This is a genomic window from Buttiauxella cochleicola (assembly GCF_021282405.1).
In the GTDB taxonomy this organism is placed as follows: domain Bacteria; phylum Pseudomonadota; class Gammaproteobacteria; order Enterobacterales; family Enterobacteriaceae; genus Buttiauxella; species Buttiauxella massiliensis.
The window spans coordinates 85,859-104,713 of record NZ_JAJSOU010000013.1 but is presented as its reverse complement, the minus strand read 5'-3'; the positions used below and the strand labels follow the sequence as shown (position 1 = coordinate 104,713).

Here is an 18,855-nt window from a genome sequence, read left to right as displayed (position 1 = left end):
TCGAGGAGGTGGCAGATGTGTTTTACCTTTGATGCGTATTTGGTGGCTGGATTTACGCCGGTCATCGTTAACGGTCCGCATGATATTCCCATTGACCGCCCGAATGGGATGGAAGGGTTTATCATCAACATTACGGTCAATGGTAAAGCTTGGGTGAGAAGCGCAGAAGGTAAAACGCTGATTTGTGGGAAAAACGATGTGCTGATTTTCCCGCCAGGTGTTGCGCACCATTACGGGCGACACGAATCGAGCGACTGTTGGGATCACTTCTGGATTTACTTCATCCCGCGCCCTTACTGGACTGAATGGTTGCGCTGGCAAAAATCTGAAGACGAAATTGGCAAAATGACGCTGGAAAACGATGCGCAAGGTGACATGTTCAAGGGGTTATTTAGCGAAACGATCTGCTGGTTTTCTGAAAGTAATGCGCTTTCAGAAGCGATGGCGATGAACGTGCTGGAGCGCATTATTCTTTCTTGCTATCGCTTACAGGCTGAAAGCCTGAATAAAACTCAGGATCATCGAGTAAAAGAAATCTGCCAGTATCTGGATAATCATTTGGCGGAAGATGAAAGCCTGGCAGATCTCGCTGCACGAGTTTGTTTATCTCCATCGCGTTTATCACATTTATTCCGCCGGGATACCGGAAAAACGATTAATGAATGGAAAGAAAATCAACGGGTATATCGGGCAAAAAACATGCTGCAAAATACTACGCTGCCGGTTGCGGACATTGCACTATTAAATGGTTACGCTGATGCCTTTTATTTCTCGCGAATATTCCGTCGCCATAGTGGCATGTCGCCCAGCGGATACCGAAAGAATTATGTGAAACAGCCGTTGGGCGAGGTTATTGCATCCGATGGACAATCATAGAATTAATTTAATTCCGTAAACAACTCTAAAATGGGTTAATTAAAAATGAATAGTGAAACCAAGGTTAATGGCGGCTGGGTTGCGTCTGTTATAAATGAACAGCAACCAAAGGCGCCGGTATTATTAGGTGTAGCGGTAGGCGTTGGGGCACTTTTATGGCTTGGACCATTTATGGGAATTAACTCGGTGCTTAATCCCGCAAAATTAAGCCACATTATTGGGCAAGGTTCTGAGGTGAATAATTTTCTCGCACTGCTTGGAACGCTGGGCGCAATAACATCAACCATAACCACGATTATTATCGGCGCCTTGTCAGATTTGACGCGCTCAAGATGGGGACGCAGAACGCCGTGGATACTCGTCGGTTCGGTAATGACCGCAGCCGTGATGGTGGGGTTAGGCACGATTAACTCACCGGAACAACTGGGGATTTTCATCACACTGTGGTGTCTGCTGCAAACGTTTATCAACTTTGTGGTGGCACCGCTTTTGGCGGTGATTGCTGACCAAATCGCCCCCAAACATCGCGGATTAATCTCTTCTATTTATGCCGCTGGTTTTATTGTTGGGCAATATGGCGGCCCGGTGGTGGGCGGTTTGTTCCTGAGCGATGTCGATCCGCAACTGATCAACACCGGTTATTACGTGCTGGCAGTGGCGATGCTGCTTTCCGGCCCGATTGCGGCGCTGCTGATAAAAGAAAAATCGAGCCTGGGTATGCCGCGCCAGCGCATTAATAAAGCTAACTTTGTGCAGTATTTTGTGTTCCCGCTGAAAAACGCCCGCGATTTCTATTTGGCGCTGTTTGGCAAAATGCTGGTGACCATCACGATCACTGCTTTCAGCGTGTATCAGCTGTTCTTTTTGACCAGCGGAATGGGGCTGAATAATTCGTCTGCCGGGCATTATATTTCGCTGATGGGTATCGCAACGATGGTAACTGCGCTCATTTTTGCGCCGATTTCCGGCCCAATCTCCGACAAACTGTGTACCCGCAAAAAGCCCGTATTTCTCGCCGCCTTATTAATTGCCGCTGGTACAGTGATCCCCTTTTTCTACGGCCAGCCAGCCGCGATGATTTGCTACGGCGTGGTTGCGGGAATCGGTTCGGGCATATTCTTCTCGGTTGACCAGGCGCTGAATCTGGAAGTTTTGCCAAACTCGGAAAACTCAGCAAAAGATCTGGGTATTCTGAATTTTGCTAATACCGGAGCGCAGATCCTTGGCCCGGTGTTAGGCGCGGTATTGTTCAATCTGGTAGGGCAGCAATATCTGCCGGTTTTACCAATTCTTTCAGTTATTGCCCTCGGTGGTGGTTGTTTAGTTATGATGATCAAGACGGTTGATTAGTTTTCCCCATGTCGGATTAGCGGCAGCGACATCCGACAATTTCTCATTTATATAAATGATAATCATTTACTTTTTATGGTGAAAATGATAATTAATATCAACAACAGAATTTCTACTCTTTTGCTAACGTTTTGTTAGCTAAAGAAATTCACCTGCTGTTGATAAGGATATTTATGTCTGCTTTACCACAAACCCGCCTGCGTGCATTGCCTGCTTTAATGCTCACCAGCCTGCTGTTTTCCAGTTCACTGTTTGCTGATACCTCATTCACGGTCGAAAGAAAACCCGTTGGCAAAGGTGTGTACGAAATGGCCTATAGCGCAGACCAATCCGCGCTGTACGTTGCTACTTCGCAAAGCCGTAAACTGGATAAAGGCGGGGTGGTTTACCGCCTTGACCCGGCAACGCTCGAAGTGACTCAGGCTATTCATAACAACCTGAAGCCGTTCGGCGTGGCGTTCAACAAAACCACCGGTACGTTGTTCCTTGGCAACACCACCAGCAGCGCGGTGACGGCAATCAACAGCAAAACAGGTGATGTGATTAAATCACTGGTGGTGGATGAGACTAAACGAACTGAAACTGTGCGCCCGCTAATGCCGCGCCAGTTAGTGGTTAACGAAGCCACCAACACGCTGTATATGGGTGGGTTGGGTGAGTCCAGCGTACTGTGGGTGATTGATGGCGATAAGCTCACGCTGCGCGATACCATTAAAGATCTGGGCAAAATGGCGACAGGGCTGGCTATTGATGAGAAATCATCGCGTATTTATATGACCAATGCCGACAACGAATTTATTGTTATCGACAGCAAAACCAACAAGGTTATCTCGCGCACAAAACTGGATACCGAAGGCGAGCATTTTTATCTGAATATTGCGCTGGATACCGCCAACAACCGTGCGTTTGTCAGCGATTCCAAGACACCGCAGCTACTGGTTGTGGATACCCAAACCAGCAAAGTGCTGAATAAAGTGGATGTGCCGCTGGGTCTGGATGTGCTGTTTAACCCGGTGCGCAACGAGATTTACGTGACGCATCGCAAAGCAGGCAAAGTCAGCGTGATTGATGCGAAAAGCTACAAAGTGCTGGAAACCATCGACACGCCTGCATTGCCAAATAGCCTGGCGTTGTCACCAGATGGGCAGCAGCTGTTTGTCAGCGTGAAGCAACCGGGTAGCCGTGAGAAAGAACCGACCAGCCCGGATGATGTTGTGCGTATTAGCTTTAAGTAATACCTTTCTTAACACGAGTTGCAGCGGTGTTGGCTATGTTCCCTTGTCGCCTGGCTGCAACTCGAATTATTCAGAAGCGGGCAACGCCTTAATCCAGTTCATCAATAATTCCGGCCAGCTGGCGGCAGGCAAACCGGCTGCACCGCGAATCCCAAACCCATGTTTACCTTCCTGGAAAAGATGCATTTCCACCGGAACGTGCTGGGCGCGTAAGGCCGAGAACATCACCAGGCTGTTATCAACTGGCACAGAAGGGTCATCCACCGCATGAACGATAAACGTTGGCGGCGTCTGGGCCGTCACATTTTGCTCCGGTGAATATTTCTTTATCTGCTCAGGCGTGGGTTTCTCACCAATCAAGGCTTTACGCGACCCGGGATGGGCGATGCTTTCCTGCATGGTGATCACCGGATATATCAGTGCCATAAAGTCAGGGCGCGCACTGAGTTTGTCTGTTTCATCCGTTACTGGGTAAACGGACTCGTTGTAACGCGTTCCCAGGCTTGCTGCGACATGGCCGCCCGCCGAAAACCCCAGTACCCCAATGCGGTGTGGATCGATTTTCCACTTTTCAGCATCGGCACGCAGGGTACGAATAGCTCGTTGAGCATCGACCAGTGGCGTGTCTGAACCTTCCGCATGTCCATCAGCCGGCATACGGTAAGTCATCACAAATAGGGTGTAGCCGTGGGCATTGAAAATGGGGGCCAGATCGCTGCCTTCTTTGTCCAGAACCACGCGTTGGTAGGAGCCGCCAGGCGTGACTAACAACGCCACACCGTTGGGTTTTTTAGGCAAATAAGCAGTGATGGTTGGGGTACGAATACCTGTTACCGCGCGGTCAGCCAGCCCGCCATCCTTGCGTCTGTCGACCGTTTCTTGTTTAACCAGACTGTTTTTTGCACCCGGTGCTTCACCCTGGGGCCAGACAGGAAATTCAGGTAGTGCCAGTGCGGCACCACTCATAGACAGCAATATTGACGTTGCGAGTAGAGAGCGACCTAACATAACCTTTCCTTTTTCGAATGATTAACTGAGATATAACATGCCGTTAATAAGAAAAAGGCGAGGTGGTGCTCATTTATGAATCAAGAGGCCGATTAAGTTGAAATGTTGTTTTGAAATGATGCTCGCGCTTATCTTCACTCCATTATTGAGAGGAAGATAAGCGCGAAACAGAGCGGTTACTCGCTGTCAGCCTTTTCCGCTTTTCCTGCCATCTGAGCCAGGAAGTCGTAGCGTTTTTGCAGATCTACAGCGGCATCTTTCCATAACTGTTCGGCAACTTCTGGCTGCTGTGCATTCAGGCGGCGGAAACGTTGCTCTTTCATCAACGTATCAGCCAATGCATCCGACGGTGGGCGAGAGTCGAGTGCCAGCGGCAGTTTGCCTTCATCGGCACGACGCGGGTCGAAGCGATATAGCGGCCAGAAGCCGGTCGCCGTCAACTGGCGCATCTGATCGTGACTGAGCGCCAGGTCATAACCGTGCTCTTCACATGGGCTGTAGGCGATAATTAGCGATGGGCCCGGATAGGCTTCCGCTTCCTGAATCGCTTTCACCGTCTGGTTAAGCTGCGCGCCGAGCGAAATCTGCGCCACATAAACATGCCCGTACATCATCATGCTGACGCCGAGATCTTTACGTGCTTTACGCTTGCCGTGTTCGCCGAACTTGGTCACCGCGCCCAGCGGCGTGGCTTTCGACGCCTGGCCGCCGGTGTTGGAATAACACTGGGTATCGAGCACCAGAATGTTGACGTTTTCGGTCAGGCTTAACACGTGATCGAGGCCGCCAAAACCGATGTCATACGCCCAGCCGTCGCCGCCGATTAGCCAGATTGATTTTTCGACCATCGCGTCGGCGTCGGTGATTAACTGGCGCGCGTCCGGATCGTCGATATTTGCCAGATGCTGGCGCAGGGCAGCAACCTGCTCGCGGCGCACTTCTGGAGTGGCCTCGGCGTGAAGCTGTTCGTTCAGTTCAGCAGGCAGTTTGTCGGCAAACTTACCGACCAGACGCATCACGCGGGCGCGATGTTGATCGACGGTCAGACGGAAACCTAAACCAAATTCGGCATTGTCTTCAAACAGTGAGTTCGCCCAGGCCGGACCGCGCCCATTGGCATCGGTGGTGTACGGTGTTGAAGGCAAGTTACCGCCATAAATTGACGAGCAACCTGTGGCGTTGGCAATTAACATGCGATCGCCGTAAAGCTGGGTCAGCAGTTTGATATACGGTGTTTCGCCACAACCAGAACAGGCGCCGGAGTATTCGAACAGCGGCGTCAGCAGCTGAGAAGTACGAATATCAATGCGTTCGAGGCTGGTGCGATCCATTTCTGGCAGCTTGAGGAAGAAATCGTAATTCTCTTTTTCTTCTTCAACGTGCTCAAGGCGCGACATCATATTGATGGCCTTGATTTCCGGGTTCTGGCGGTCTTTCGCCGGGCAAACTTCGACGCACAAATTACAGCCGGTGCAATCTTCCGGTGCCACTTGCAGTACGTATTTCTGCCCGCGCATATCGCGGGATTTCACATCCAGAGATTGCAAGGCGGAAGGGGCGTTTTCCATCGCTTCTGGCTGCACCACTTTGGCGCGAATCGCCGAGTGCGGGCAGGCGGCAACGCAGTGGTTACACTGGGTACAAATGTCCGGCTTCCAGATAGGAATTTCTTCGGCGATGTTGCGTTTTTCCCACTGCGTGGTGCCCATCGGCCAGGTGCCGTCTGGCGGCAACGCAGAAACTGGCAACGCGTCGCCAAGCCCAGCGAGCATCGCGGCGGTGACGGTTTTGACGAAATCCGGTGCCGCATCGGAAACAACTGGCGGGCGCATCGGGCTGGATTCGTTCACTTCCTGCAAGGTCACTTCGGCAAGCGACTCACGGGCTAAGGCTAAAGCCTGCCAGTTGCGCTCCACCAGTTCCTGACCTTTGCTGCTGTAACTTTTAGCAATCGCACCTTGCAGTTCCGCCAGCGCGCTGTCGCCCGGCAGAATATTGGTGAGGTGGAAGAATGCCATCTGCATAACGGTGTTGATACGCGCACCAAGCTGGCATTCACGGGCGATTTTAGCCGCGTTCACCACGAAGAAACGCGCCTTTTTCTGGTTCAGAACTGCCTGCACTTCTTGTGGCAGGCGGTGCCACACTTCGTCCGCGCTATAAGGCGTGTTGAGCAGGAAAATACCGCCCGGTTTCAGGCGCTCGGTCATCTGATACTTGTCGATAAACTGCAACTGGTGGCAGCCAACAAAGTCTGCTTTATCAATCAGGTAGGTTGAGTTAATCGGCTGCTCGCTGACGCGCAGGTGAGAGACAGTCAGGCCACCGGCTTTTTTCGAGTCATAGACGAAATAACCCTGGGTGAAGAACGGCGTTGAGTTACCGATGATTTTGATGTTGTTTTTGGTGGCTGACACGCTGCCGTCGCTGCCCAGGCCGTAAAACAGTGCTTCGAGTTTGGCGCGGTTCGGCAGAGTGTTTTCTGGCAATGGCAGGGATAAATTAGTGACGTCGTCGTAAATCCCGACCGTAAAGCGTGGGCGCGGTTTAGCTTCTTTCAGTTCGTTAAATACCGCCAGCACACAATCCGGACCAAATTCTTTTGAAGAGAGGCCGTAACGCCCGCCAATCACGCGCGGCAACGTTTCACGCTCGCCACGGTTAAATGCTTCGGCAAGTGAAGTCATCACGTCGAGATACAACGGCTCTGCCAGCGCACCGGGTTCTTTGGTGCGGTCGAGCACGGCAATCTGGCGCGCGCTTTCTGGCAGCACTTCTAATAGATGGTCGGCGGAGAAAGGGCGGAACAGGCGAACTTTCAGCACGCCGACTTTCTCGCCGCGCGTCAGTAATTCGTCGACGACTTCTTCACATGTCCCGATGGCAGAGCCCATCAGGATAATCACGCGTTCGGCTTGCGGGTGGCCGTAGTATTCAAACGGGCGATACTGGCGGCCTGTGGTGGCGGCGAAGCTGTTCATCGCCTGCTCAACGTGCTCGTACACCGCGTCGTACCAAAGGTTGCTGGCTTCCCGTGACTGGAAATAGGTATCCGGATTAGCGGAGGTGCCCCGGATCACCGGATGCTCAGGATTTAGCGCACGGGCGCGGTGCTCATCAATCTCTTTTTGCGGCAGCAGTTCCAGAATGGTGCTGTCGGCCATCGGGACAATTTTATTGATTTCATGTGATGTGCGGAAACCATCGAAGAAATGAATAAATGGCACGCGACTCTTTAGGGTAGCGATATGCGAAATCAGCGCGAAGTCTTGTGCTTCCTGAACGCTGCTGGCGCACAACATAGCGCAGCCGGTCTGGCGAATCGCCATCACGTCCGAGTGATCACCAAAAATAGAGAGCGCGTGGGTTGCAACAGTACGCGCCGCGACATGTAGCACAAACGGTGTCAGTTGACCTGCCAGTTTGTAGAGTGTCGGGATCATCAGCAGTAAACCCTGCGATGAAGTAAATGATGTGGAAAGCGCGCCGGTTTGCAAAGCGCCGTGAACGGCGGCGATGGCGCCTGCTTCGGACTGCATTTCTACGACGCGTGGCGTATCGCCCCACACGTTTTTGCGATCGTCCCCCGACCATGCATCAGCAAGCTCTGCCATGGTTGAACTGGGAGTAATCGGGTAGATGGCAATTACTTCACTGGCGCGAAACGCCACTGACGCGACTGCACCATTGCCGTCGATTGTGATCATGGAGACACCCTTACATTGCGCAATAAATACTGAAAAAGACCCGCATGCCTGCGCGAGTCGAAGAATAATCTTTTAATTCTAGCAAAGCTCACAGGAGGTGATTTTCGCTTTTGTGTCTTGTGTTGAACCTTGATTGAAGTCGTGAAAAGGGGTAGGTGGTTATGTTTTGCGCAATAAAGTGATCTCTATTGCAAAATCACACACATTTTATGGCTTTACGGCCTCGACGCAACGCAACGCCTGCGCTTATGATTCTTAGGTTTTGCAACGTTCAGGGGGAGAAGAGTAATGCGAGCTGCGTTTTTAGCGGGATTTGCCGTACTGTTATTGTCGGCATGTAGTAGTGAACCACCTCAACAAGCCACTGCAGCTCACGTACCGCCTGGTATGCGCGCAGCAATGTCGAATCAGGGGCAGGCGAGTTGTGCAATGATTGGTGGGACGTTGAGTGTTGCTCGTCAGCTTGATGGTTCGGCAATCGGAATGTGCGCGATGCCGAACGGCAAACGCTGTAGTGAAAATGCGCTTGCCGCCGGAACTTGTGGGGCGTACTAGCCTAATCAGTTGACCAGATCGGCCAGTTTATAAACTAAAGTATGCTGGCTGGTTTTGAGCGTCAGTTGTTGCGGAGCTAAGTCAACTTTTGCGCCCGTAGTCAGCATGTCGTTAATCATGTGATCCAGCCCGTTAAGCTGCGGTTCCGCGCACATCATCATGGTCATTCCCAGACCTTTCGCTTTCAGCGTATCGCCTTCAAGCGTCGCCTGGCCCATAAAGCGGTTACACATGCTGCCTGCAATGTGCATGTTCTCACCGAAACTCAGTTCCGGTGTGCGATCAATGCCGGTTAACGGCTTGCCGTCAACGCTTTGCAGAACATAACGATGGTGTTGCAGATCTTGCGCGGTGACAGAGGATTTGTCGTTCGATTGGGCGCAACCGGCCAGTACCATTGCAGCCAGAGCAATTGAAGCTAATTTTTTCATCTTCTTTTCCCTAAGTTATTCAGTTCATCAATGAGTTGCTGGGGATTGTAGCAAATTTATGGATTCATCCACTGGGTATAATCTTAAAAATGGCGGATGACGTTGCGCCATCCGCCATTGATTAGCTCACCTGATTAACACAAGGCTCGCCGTTCTCTAACTGACGCAAATTTTCCAGCGTCGTTTCGGAAATGCTGGTTAACGCTTCCGCAGTCAGGAATGCCTGGTGGCCGGTAAACAGCACGTTATGGCAGGCCGACAGGCGGCGGAACACGTCATCCTGAATCACATCGTTAGATTTATCTTCAAAGAACAGATCGCGTTCGTTCTCGTAAACGTCCATTCCCAGTGCACCAATTTTTTGGTTCTTCAGTGCATCAATAGCGGCTTGGGAATCAATCAAAGCGCCACGACTGGTGTTGATAATCATCACGCCATCTTTCATCTGTGCAAATGCAGCCTGGTCAAGTAAATGATAGTTCTCAGGCGTCAGAGGGCAGTGCAGTGAAATAACATCTGACTGTGCGAACAGCGTTGGCAAATCGACATATTCCACACCCAGTTCAAGTGCGGCTGCACTTGGGTACGGATCGAACGCCAGCAAGCGCATCCCGAAGCCTTTCAAAATTCTCAGCGCGGCAATACCAATCTTACCGGTGCCAATCACACCGGCAGTTTTGCCGTACATGGTGAAGCCAGTCAGCCCTTCCAGAGAGAAGTTCGCATCGCGGGTACGCTGATAAGCGCGGTGAATACGACGGTTCAGGCACATCATCATGCCGAGTGCATGTTCTGCTACGGCTTCTGGTGAATAAGCTGGAACTCGCACCACCGGCAGGCCTAACTCTTTAGCAGCGTCGAGATCGACGTTGTTAAAGCCCGCGCAGCGCAATGCGATGAACTTCACACCATGCCTTTTGAGCTCTTCGAGAACAGGGCGGCTACCGTCGTCATTCACGAAGATACAAACACCATCGCAACCATGAGCAGTTTTGGCTGTTTTTTCGGTTAGCAGGAAGTCGAAAAATTCAAGATCAAAGCCATATTCATTGTTAACCTGCTCCAGATACTTTTTGTCGTACTGTTTTGTGCTATACACTGCCAGTTTCATGAGACTTATCTCCAGAATAATATTGATGTAAAATTATCACGCTTAAAATATTCTTACAAATATTAAAATTTATTTTCAAGCATGAAATTCTACTGCTAACTCAAGGTTGGCTACGCTTATACCAGGCACGACCTTCACGCCCGGTCCAAATAATGCAAGAATGATCGCATATGTTGTTTAAATGGGCACATAATTGTCGCAGAATCAGGATATTAACCACCCATGAAGGGTAAATATAAAGCCATTATTGCGTTGGTATTGATACTCATTCTACTACCGTTAACGCTTCTGATGACTATAGCCCATTGGCTGCCAACGCTTGCCGGTATCTGGCTGCCGCAAGGGACACGCATTGCTATGGAAGCCAGCCCACGATTTACGCGTGGTGCGATAATCGTTCCTGATTTGCGTTATCTTGCCGGGGATTGCGAGCTGGCGACGATAAAAGATGCCACTCTTAGCCACCCCAAACGCTGGCGCATTCATCTTGATACGCTCAATCTTAACGTTGATTGCCTGAGTAAAATTCCTCTCGACGAATCTGGCCCAGCCGCACCGCGTACTTTGGCCGAGTGGCAATCACTGCTGCCTGAAAGCCTGCTCACTATAGATAGGGTCAATGTAACGCCCTTTCAACAGTTCTCCGGCGGTTTACGTTTAACGTTAACGCCGCAGCAGCAAACGGTTCACTACCAAGGCCCATCGCTCAGCGTTGATGCGCAGCTAAACGGTCAAATGCTCAATCTGCAAAAGTTAAAGATTCAGGCTTTTGCTGGTATGGACCCGCTGGAACTTGTCGGCACCATTACCTTACCTCCGCTTACCGATAAACTGCCTGAACAGGGGTATCTCGCAACTAAATTACGTATTCCACAAGAGCCTGAACTGGTCGATGTCGTTCTGAACTGGAACGATGATCAGGGTTCATTTTCACTGAAGAAGCCTGCTGCGGCTGAGGCATTGTTGACGCTGCCATGGACCATCAGTGAGAACATTTTTGAAGTCAATGGTGGGCAGTGGTTCTGGCCCTATGCCGGGTTCCCGCTGCGAGGTGGCATTGCTTTACGGGTTGATGACTGGAAGCAGGGGCTGGAAAAGGCCTTAATCAGCGGGCGTATGAACGTCGTCACGCAGGGTAGTGCCGGGAAAGCCAACGCGGTGTTAAATATTGGCCCCGGTAAGCTCAGCATGATCAACAGCTCCTTACCGGTGCAATTAACCGGTGAAGCAAAACAAGATGGCATGGTGTTTTACGCAGTGCTGCCGGGTGAAATTAGCGGGGCGATTGCCGATCCAAAATTGTTGTTCCGTCCAGGCGCTCTACTGCGATCACGTGGGCGAGTCATCGACTCCATCGATGTCGATGAAATTCGTTGGCCACTGGCGGGAGTCAGTGTCACGCAACGCGGTGTCGATGGTCGGTTGCAGGCAATTGTTCGCGCACACGAAAACCAGATGGGTAATTTCGAGCTGCATCTGGATGGTAAAGCGGATGACTTTTTGCCAGATGCTGGGTTATGGCGATGGAAGTATTGGGGCAAGGGTGAGTTTACCCCGATGCAGGCTAAGTGGGATGTGCGTGGGCAAGGAGTGTGGCGCGATAGCGTGATTGAACTTAGCTCGCTTTCTACCGGCTTTGACAAGCTTGAGTATGGCTCAATGCTGGTCACTGAACCACGCTTGAAACTGGAGAGGCCTCTTCACTGGCAGCGTGCACAAACAGCTCCAACTTTTGATGGCGCGTTTATCCTCAATGCGGGAGAAACGACTTTCAGCGGTGGCAGTACGTTACCGCCGTCAACATTAACCTTTAGCGTGACGGGCGAAGACCCTTCTTCATTCCAGTATAAAGGTGACCTCCACGCAGGGAGTATTGGCCCGGTACGTGTGAATGGCCGCTGGGATGGTGTGCGCCTGCGCGGTAATGCGTGGTGGCCACAGCAAGGTTTAACTGTGTTCCAGTCGCTTATCCCCGCTGACTGGAAAATGACTTTAAAAGATGGCTCGCTCTATTCACAGGTTGCTTTTTCCGCAGCCGCAGGGCAAGGGTTTGAGGCCGGCGGCCATGGTGTGGTGAAAAATGGCAGCGTCTGGTTGCCGGATAACCAAATTAATGGTGTTGATTTTGTGCTGCCATTCCGCTTTAGCGACAGCACCTGGCGATTAGGGACTGATGGTCCGGTCACATTGCGGATAGCCGAAGTTAAAAATCAGATTGCCGCGACAAATGTCACGGCCGATCTTGAAGGTTGGTATCCATGGAGTGAAAAGCAGCCGTTGATGCTCAGTAACGTTAATGTGGATCTTCTGGGTGGAAAATTACGAATGCAGCAGTTGCGCATGCCGCAACGCGATGCAGCCTTGCTACGCTTAGAAAATATCTCGTCGAGCGAATTGATTACTGCGGTCAATCCCAAGCAGTTCACTATGTCCGGGCGTGTGAATGGTGCCTTGCCGCTGTGGCTTAACCATCCACAATGGATCATTAAAGGTGGCTGGCTGACAAACCCTGGCCCACTGACATTGCGGCTGGATAAAGATATGGCTGATGCCATTGTTGAGAACAATATTGCTGCAGGTGTTGCGGTTAACTGGCTGCGTTATATGGAGATTTCTCATTCCTGGACAGATATCAATTTAGATAACCTTGGCGTGCTAACTTTGCGGGCGAATGTGCAGGGCACAAGCCAGGTTGAAGGGAAAAGGAATGAAGTGCGGCTGAACTACAGCCATCAGGAAAACCTCTTTACGCTTTGGCGCAGCCTGCGTTTTGGGGACAATTTGCAAACCTGGCTTGAGCAACATACCGAACTGCCGGATGTGCGCTGCCAGGCTCGCGATAAAGCTTGTGAGGAAACACAATGAAAATCGTCATCGCTATGCTCCTGGTGACAGGGATTGCCGGGTTAACGGGATGCACGCCGCGTATTGAAGTCGCGGCGCCAAAAGAACCTATCACCATTAATATGAACGTGAAAATCGAGCATGAGATTCATATTAAAGTCGATAAAGACGTTGAAACGTTGCTTAAAAACCGCAGCGATTTGTTTGGTCAGGAGTGAAGCTCATGAACAAAATCGTTAAGAGTGTTTTACTGGCAAGCATATTACTTAGCCAACAGGCATTGGCGTTAACTCTGTCTGAAGCACGCCAGCAAGGGCGTGTGGGGGAGACACTAAGCGGTTATGTTGCGCCAATCAAACAAGATAAAGAGACGCTGGCGTTGGTGAAAAGCATTAACGAAGCGCGTGCGGAAAATTATCAGAAACTGGCAGACAGCAACAATATCTCAGCAAACCAGGTCGCGGAATTGGCCGGGCAGAAGCTGGTGGCTCGCGCACAACCGGGCGAATTCGTACGCGGCATTAACGGCCAATGGATGAAAAAATAACTCGTGACACAAGGCGCTGGGCTACACTGAAGTTGCTTTGATGACACGGATTGTACACGCATGTATTAGCGATACCGTTGTTCTGAAGTCCGCTCATTTACCTGTATGCGTGAAATAGTATAGGGACAAAAAGCCACTCTTTTCTTCCGTACTATGGATACAGATATGAGTACTGGATGAGGAACAACTAATGAAAAAGATTATTTTGACCATGGTGCTATCTCTGGTTACCACAGCGGCGTTCGCGCAATTAACGATGAACTCTGGAGCAAGTAATACGGGCTCAGGCAGTTCATCGAGCAGCAGTCAACAAACGGGAACCGTCGACTTAATAGGCAGTGATACAGTTGCCGGCCTTGGGACTAGCGATACCGTAGCTGGTCTTAGTGGGAGCGATTCGCAGACTATCAACCCTACATCTTCATCATCATCGCCAATGCCGGCTTTTGGGCACACGGGCAACCTCAGGCAACCTGGTTCAATCCGTCATTAAGGAATAAGTGGATCAGTTGTTGTATAGCATCAAACGGTTACCAACCAGAGGTCTTAATGCTGGTCTCGTTTAGGTGCTATTAACATATATTTATATAGCATCCGAAATAAAAAGCTTATTTTCTCAGCAGCTTAATTTAAAACCAGTGATTGGTTTTTATTCTATTTAAAATATTCACCTTATATTTTTTAAGTACATTCTCGATTAAGAATACAGCCTCCTCATGAACGGTCGTATCCGTTAGGTAGGATTTACGTGACAGTACCTCGTTGCATCTCATACTGAGATTGGGCGTATCGAATTATTTAGCTGCAAAAATGCAAATAAGTGAAGCTAATGACTGCGCAAATGCAAATGCACAGCACAAGTATCTGATGCGTAGATAATGCACTGATTTTCATAAAATAAGTACAAGATAAAAACATTAGGACAACATACAGACATTCACAAAATAAAATATTGAGTAGGGAGTAAAAAGAACCTATATTGACGGCGTTTTTTACATGGTGCTCAGTTTTTCTACATTCATTAATTCAACTGCCAAATTAACGAACCGGCAGCTGTGGGAGAGATATGATGACGGATAAAGTCCGTATTGATAGTTTAGGTGCTAATTCATTCAATGGTAACAATGAAACCTATTTGGCGCGTCAAGCTGAATTTGAATCGAATGTCAGAAGTTATCCACGTAAATTGCCTTTAGCAATTGCGCAGGCCAACGGTGTTTGGATCACTGATGTTGAGAATAATCAATATCTTGATTGCCTGGCCGGTGCGGGTACGCTTGCTCTTGGGCATAACCATCCTGACGTGCTGCAAAGCATCCAAAATGTCATTACCAGCGGCTTGCCGTTACATACACTGGATCTTACAACACCGTTGAAAGATCAGTTCTCGGAATATCTTCTCTCTTTATTGCCAGGTCAGGGTAAAGAATATTGCCTGCAATTCACCGGTCCATCCGGTGCGGATGCAGTTGAAGCTGCGCTGAAACTGGCTAAGAAAGTTACCGGTCGTTCAGGCATCATCAGCTTCTCTGGCGGCTATCACGGCATGACTCATGGCGCACTTTCCGTAACAGGTAACCTGTCACCGAAAGAAGCAGTTGATGGCATGATGCCTGAAGTTCAGTTTATGCCTTATCCGCACCTGTACCGCTGCCCGCTGGGTATTGGCGGTGAAGCTGGCGTGAAAGCATTAACTTACTACTTCGAAAACCTGATCAACGACGTTGAGAGTGGCGTGCGCAAACCTGCGGCCGTCATTCTGGAAGCGGTTCAGGGTGAAGGTGGCGTGAACCCAGCTCCTGTTGAGTGGCTGCAGCGCATTCGCAAAGTCACCAAAGAACACGGCATTCTGCTGATCATCGATGAAGTTCAGGCTGGCTTCTGCCGTACCGGTAAATTGTTCGCCTTCGAACATGCGGGTATCGAGCCGGACATCATTGTTATGTCTAAAGCGGTTGGTGGTGGTTTGCCACTGGCTGTTCTGGGCATTAAGAAAGAGTTTGACGCATGGTCACCTGGCCACCACACCGGTACTTTCCGTGGTAACCAACTGGCGATGGCAACCGGTCTGACAACTCTGAAGCATCTGACTGAAAACAAGATTGCTGACAAAGTTGCAGCACAGGGCGAGTGGCTGAAAGGCAAACTGGCTGAGCTGCAAAAACGTTACCCGGTCATTGGCCAGGTTCGTGGTCTTGGCTTAATGATCGGTATCGAAATCGTTAAACCAAACGAAGCCAAAGATCATATGGGTTGCTACCCAGCTGATGCTGAGTTGTCCGCATTGCTGCAGAAGAACTGCTTCAAAGCAGGGTTGATTCTGGAGCGCGGTGGCCGTAATGGCGTCGTGTTGCGTCTGCTACCATCTTTGCTTATCACTAATGATGAGCTGGCTATTTTCCTCGATAAGTTTGAGCAGGCGCTGTTAGCGGCTGGCATCAAGCCTGTTTGAGTGGAGTTAATGACCTCGATGTCTGAATTAAATCCTATCCTGGCAGGCTCAGCGCAAAGCACTGAAGCCTACCAGCAGGCCATTGCACAGACCAGCGCGGCTGTTGTGCAGTGGTTGCAGCAACCTGAGATGTATCAGGGTAAATCTGTTGCTGAACTGCGTGAACGCATTCAACTGGATTTTAATCCTCAGGGCCTGGGCAACCAGGTCGCTATTGAGCGTGCGATCGAATACTTCTTAAAAGACAGCCTGTCGGTGCATCACCCGCAGTGTGTCGCGCACTTGCATTGCCCAAGTCTGGTTATCAGCCAGGCTGCAGAAGTATTGATCAACGCCACAAACCAGAGCATGGACTCATGGGATCAAAGCCCGTCTGCGACCATCATTGAGATGAAGCTGATTGAATGGCTGCGTGCTCAAGTGGGTTATCAGGCAGGCGATGCTGGCGTGTTCACCAGTGGTGGCACCCAGAGCAACCTGATGGGCCTGATGTTGGCTCGTGACGCGTTCTTTGCGCGCCAGGGCCACTCCATCCAGCAAGATGGCCTGGTAGGCAACCTGAAAAAGATTAAAGTCCTGTGTTCTGAAAACGCACACTTCTCAGTGCAGAAGAACATGGCTTTAATGGGCCTCGGTTACCAGTCAGTGACGTTGGTGAAAACCGATGAATTCGCGCGTATGGATATTAACGATCTGCGCGAGAAACTGGCACAGGCTCAGGCAAACGACGAACAGATCCTGGCGATTGTTGCAACAGCGGGTACTACCGATGCTGGCGCAATTGATCCGCTGCGTGAAATCGCCACCCTGGCAGCAGAGCACCAGATTTGGGTGCATGTTGATGCAGCGTGGGGCGGTGCGTTGTTGATGTCCGAGAAATATCGCGACTATCTGGACGGTATTGAGTTAGTGGACTCCATCACCCTGGACTTCCACAAACAATACTTCCAGACCATCAGCTGTGGTGCTTTCTTGCTGAAAGAAGCGCGCCACTACGAGTTGATGCGCTATCAGGCGGCTTATCTGAACTCTGAGTTCGATGAAGCCGCTGGCGTGCCAAACCTGGTGTCTAAATCTTTGCAGACGACTCGCCGTTTCGACGCACTGAAACTGTGGATGGGTCTGGAAGCATTAGGTCAGAAGCAATACGCCGCGATCATCGATCATGGTGTGACACTTGCACAAGAAGTTGCGCAGTACGTTACTGAAGAGCCGTCTCTTGAATTGGTGATGAAACCACAACTGGCGAGCGTTCTGTTCCGTTTCCGTCCTGAGCAAATGGCCTCTACTAGCGACGCAGAAATTGCACTGCTGAACCAGAAAATTGGTGATGCATTGCTGGACTCTGGCCGCGCAAACGTAGGTGTGACTGAGCATAACGGCGTCACTTGCCTGAAGCTGACTCTGCTCAATCCGACCGTTACGCTTGAGGATATTAAAGTCCTGCTGGCGTTGGTTGAGAAAACAGCCCAGCAATTAATTGGCTAATTAAGTTCCCCAGGAGAGGCGGTTATAAACCGCCTCTCTTATTTCCCATTTCTTATTTATTCCCCATTAATATTTATCTCAATATAATCCGTTCCGTGAATGCATTTCTTGTAATGCATAGGTATAAAGTATTTATTGATGTGTTAATTAAATGCAATTCATTGATTTAATGTGCTTATTTTTGTTTATCAATATCAAATAACACTAATTGCAAAACAATTTTCACACAGTTAACATTGCTTAAATTACCTCCCTCGCATAATGAACGTATACAGCGCCCATTCACTAGTTGTGCCTGCGTTTCACGGATGATAACATTTTGATTATCCTGACAACTTTAACTATTTATATTCTAAATCTCTGTTATCCAGAATATGACTGGCATGGACTGCGAAAACGCATATTCCTTTGGTGGGTAATGAATACTTTGTTCGCTTTTGCATTACTTTATACTGAATGGTTTGGGCTTTCTTTTTTAGTCTCGTCGTTCTTATTGATCTTTATTTTGTTGTAGAAATAAAAAAACGGCAAACATAAAGTTTGCCGTTTTCAAAAATTAATATCTAAAAATTACGCAGTAACGATGCTATCAATTGCCGCTTTCGCGTCAGTTTGCGCTTTAGTCGCTACTTCAGGGCCGTATGCAATACCTTCAGCGAACACATAGTTCACATCGGTAATACCGATAAAGCCTAAGAAAATGTTCAGATACGGAACCAGCAGATCGGTAGGAGTATCTTTATGAATACCGCCACGACTGGTCAGAACCACAGCACGTTTGCCGGTTACCAAACCTTCTGGGCCTTTTTCGGTGTAACGGAAAGTCACGCCAGCACGGGCTACCAGGTCGAAATAGTTCTTCAACTGTGTTGGAATGTTGAAGTTGTACATTGGTGCGTTGATAACAATTACGTCGTGAGCTTTCAGCTCGGCGATCAGTTCATCAGACAGCGCCAGAGCTTCTTGCTGACGTGGTGACAGTGGCGCATCGCTTGGACGCAGTGCGCCAACTAGCTCGCCATCCAATACTGGGATTGGGTTTGCAGCTAAATCACGCACGGTGATTTCATCTGCGCTATGCTCTTCACGCCATTGTTCAACAAAATAGTCGGACAGCTGATTTGACTGAGAGTAACCTGCCAGGATGCTGGACTTCAGGACTAATACTTTGCTCATGGGTGATTCCTTTGTTGTGTTCATTCGGGACTGATTGCCCGTTGCTGTGGTGTAGATTATTCACAATCCGCTTGC

The 18,855-nt window shown here is 49.8% G+C and carries 15 protein-coding genes; 10 read left to right on the top strand and 5 right to left on the bottom strand.

Annotated features, from left to right (window positions below):
* Positions 1–15: 15 nt before the first annotated feature.
* The 3 genes from araC to yncE all read left to right on the top strand — a co-directional run bounded on the left by araC (position 16) and on the right by yncE (position 3,461).
* On the top strand, positions 16–876 hold the full coding sequence (gene araC, locus LVQ79_RS17245; protein WP_232865868.1) for an arabinose operon transcriptional regulator AraC: 861 nt from the start codon (positions 16–18) through the stop codon (positions 874–876).
* A gap of 45 nt (positions 877–921) precedes the next feature.
* Positions 922–2,226, top strand: a complete 1,305-nt coding sequence (locus tag LVQ79_RS17240; RefSeq protein ID WP_232865867.1) for an MFS transporter — start codon at positions 922–924, stop codon at positions 2,224–2,226.
* Between the two features lie 173 nt (positions 2,227–2,399).
* Positions 2,400–3,461 carry a 7-bladed beta-propeller protein YncE gene (gene yncE / locus LVQ79_RS17235; RefSeq protein ID WP_232865866.1) on the top strand — a complete coding sequence of 354 codons (1,062 nt, stop codon included), beginning with the start codon at positions 2,400–2,402 and terminating at the stop codon, positions 3,459–3,461.
* A gap of 66 nt (positions 3,462–3,527) precedes the next feature.
* On the opposite strand, the gene paeX is transcribed toward yncE, so the two are convergent.
* Complete coding sequence (gene paeX / locus LVQ79_RS17230) at positions 3,528–4,469, bottom strand: pectin acetylesterase PaeX (protein WP_232865865.1); 942 nt, start codon at positions 4,467–4,469, stop codon at positions 3,528–3,530.
* 176 nt (positions 4,470–4,645) lie between these two features.
* Positions 4,646–8,176 (bottom strand): pyruvate:ferredoxin (flavodoxin) oxidoreductase, encoded by a 3,531-nt coding sequence (nifJ, locus tag LVQ79_RS17225; RefSeq protein WP_232865864.1) that lies wholly within the window; start codon positions 8,174–8,176, stop codon positions 4,646–4,648.
* A gap of 288 nt (positions 8,177–8,464) precedes the next feature.
* Between nifJ and LVQ79_RS17220 the strand changes: the two genes are divergently transcribed.
* Positions 8,465–8,731: a putative hemolysin gene (locus LVQ79_RS17220; protein WP_151993434.1), complete on the top strand. Its 267-nt coding sequence runs from the start codon at positions 8,465–8,467 to the stop codon at positions 8,729–8,731.
* A 5-nt stretch (positions 8,732–8,736) separates the two neighbouring features.
* On the opposite strand, the gene hslJ is transcribed toward LVQ79_RS17220, so the two are convergent.
* Entirely contained in the window at positions 8,737–9,162 is a 426-nt protein-coding gene (hslJ, locus tag LVQ79_RS17215; protein ID WP_232865863.1) for a heat shock protein HslJ, read from the bottom strand.
* A 121-nt stretch (positions 9,163–9,283) separates the two neighbouring features.
* Entirely contained in the window at positions 9,284–10,273 is a 990-nt protein-coding gene (locus LVQ79_RS17210; RefSeq protein ID WP_064518747.1) for a 2-hydroxyacid dehydrogenase, read from the bottom strand.
* 222 nt (positions 10,274–10,495) lie between these two features.
* Here LVQ79_RS17210 and LVQ79_RS17205 point away from each other — a divergent pair, with 222 nt between their 5' ends.
* The 6 genes from LVQ79_RS17205 to LVQ79_RS17180 all read left to right on the top strand — a co-directional run bounded on the left by LVQ79_RS17205 (position 10,496) and on the right by LVQ79_RS17180 (position 17,604).
* Complete coding sequence (locus LVQ79_RS17205; protein WP_232865862.1) at positions 10,496–13,138, top strand: YdbH family protein; 2,643 nt, start codon at positions 10,496–10,498, stop codon at positions 13,136–13,138.
* Positions 13,135–13,335 (top strand): YnbE family lipoprotein, encoded by a 201-nt coding sequence (locus tag LVQ79_RS17200; protein WP_034455663.1) that lies wholly within the window; start codon positions 13,135–13,137, stop codon positions 13,333–13,335. Before LVQ79_RS17205 ends, LVQ79_RS17200 begins: the two co-directional genes overlap by 4 nt.
* Positions 13,336–13,340: 5 nt before the next feature.
* Complete coding sequence (locus tag LVQ79_RS17195; RefSeq protein ID WP_151993438.1) at positions 13,341–13,664, top strand: YdbL family probable chaperone protein; 324 nt, start codon at positions 13,341–13,343, stop codon at positions 13,662–13,664.
* Positions 13,665–13,854: 190 nt separating this feature from the next.
* Positions 13,855–14,157, top strand: a complete 303-nt coding sequence (locus LVQ79_RS17190) for a hypothetical protein (protein ID WP_232865861.1) — start codon at positions 13,855–13,857, stop codon at positions 14,155–14,157.
* 573 nt (positions 14,158–14,730) lie between these two features.
* The gene (locus tag LVQ79_RS17185; protein WP_151993440.1) at positions 14,731–16,116 is read left to right on the top strand and encodes a diaminobutyrate--2-oxoglutarate transaminase; all 1,386 of its coding nucleotides are present in this window, start codon (positions 14,731–14,733) and stop codon (positions 16,114–16,116) included.
* Positions 16,117–16,134: 18 nt separating this feature from the next.
* Positions 16,135–17,604 carry a pyridoxal phosphate-dependent decarboxylase family protein gene (locus LVQ79_RS17180; RefSeq protein WP_232865860.1) on the top strand — a complete coding sequence of 490 codons (1,470 nt, stop codon included), beginning with the start codon at positions 16,135–16,137 and terminating at the stop codon, positions 17,602–17,604.
* 570 nt (positions 17,605–18,174) lie between these two features.
* Here LVQ79_RS17180 and azoR read toward each other — a convergent pair.
* On the bottom strand, positions 18,175–18,780 hold the full coding sequence (azoR, locus tag LVQ79_RS17175; protein ID WP_034455656.1) for an FMN-dependent NADH-azoreductase: 606 nt from the start codon (positions 18,778–18,780) through the stop codon (positions 18,175–18,177).
* Positions 18,781–18,855: the final 75 nt, after the last annotated feature.

What these genes read in the sequence shown, in the direction of transcription:
- araC (WP_232865868.1), top strand. Translation starts at nt 16, where the DNA reads ATGTGTTTTACCTTTGATGCGTATTTGGTGGCTGGATTTACGCCGGTC.
- LVQ79_RS17240 (WP_232865867.1), top strand. Translation starts at nt 922, where the DNA reads ATGAATAGTGAAACCAAGGTTAATGGCGGCTGGGTTGCGTCTGTTATA.
- yncE (WP_232865866.1), top strand. Translation starts at nt 2,400, where the DNA reads ATGTCTGCTTTACCACAAACCCGCCTGCGTGCATTGCCTGCTTTAATG.
- paeX (WP_232865865.1), bottom strand. Translation starts at nt 4,469, where the DNA reads ATGTTAGGTCGCTCTCTACTCGCAACGTCAATATTGCTGTCTATGAGT.
- nifJ (WP_232865864.1), bottom strand. Translation starts at nt 8,176, where the DNA reads ATGATCACAATCGACGGCAATGGTGCAGTCGCGTCAGTGGCGTTTCGC.
- LVQ79_RS17220 (WP_151993434.1), top strand. Translation starts at nt 8,465, where the DNA reads ATGCGAGCTGCGTTTTTAGCGGGATTTGCCGTACTGTTATTGTCGGCA.
- hslJ (WP_232865863.1), bottom strand. Translation starts at nt 9,162, where the DNA reads ATGAAAAAATTAGCTTCAATTGCTCTGGCTGCAATGGTACTGGCCGGT.
- LVQ79_RS17210 (WP_064518747.1), bottom strand. Translation starts at nt 10,273, where the DNA reads ATGAAACTGGCAGTGTATAGCACAAAACAGTACGACAAAAAGTATCTG.
- LVQ79_RS17205 (WP_232865862.1), top strand. Translation starts at nt 10,496, where the DNA reads ATGAAGGGTAAATATAAAGCCATTATTGCGTTGGTATTGATACTCATT.
- LVQ79_RS17200 (WP_034455663.1), top strand. Translation starts at nt 13,135, where the DNA reads ATGAAAATCGTCATCGCTATGCTCCTGGTGACAGGGATTGCCGGGTTA.
- LVQ79_RS17195 (WP_151993438.1), top strand. Translation starts at nt 13,341, where the DNA reads ATGAACAAAATCGTTAAGAGTGTTTTACTGGCAAGCATATTACTTAGC.
- LVQ79_RS17190 (WP_232865861.1), top strand. Translation starts at nt 13,855, where the DNA reads ATGAAAAAGATTATTTTGACCATGGTGCTATCTCTGGTTACCACAGCG.
- LVQ79_RS17185 (WP_151993440.1), top strand. Translation starts at nt 14,731, where the DNA reads ATGATGACGGATAAAGTCCGTATTGATAGTTTAGGTGCTAATTCATTC.
- LVQ79_RS17180 (WP_232865860.1), top strand. Translation starts at nt 16,135, where the DNA reads ATGTCTGAATTAAATCCTATCCTGGCAGGCTCAGCGCAAAGCACTGAA.
- azoR (WP_034455656.1), bottom strand. Translation starts at nt 18,780, where the DNA reads ATGAGCAAAGTATTAGTCCTGAAGTCCAGCATCCTGGCAGGTTACTCT.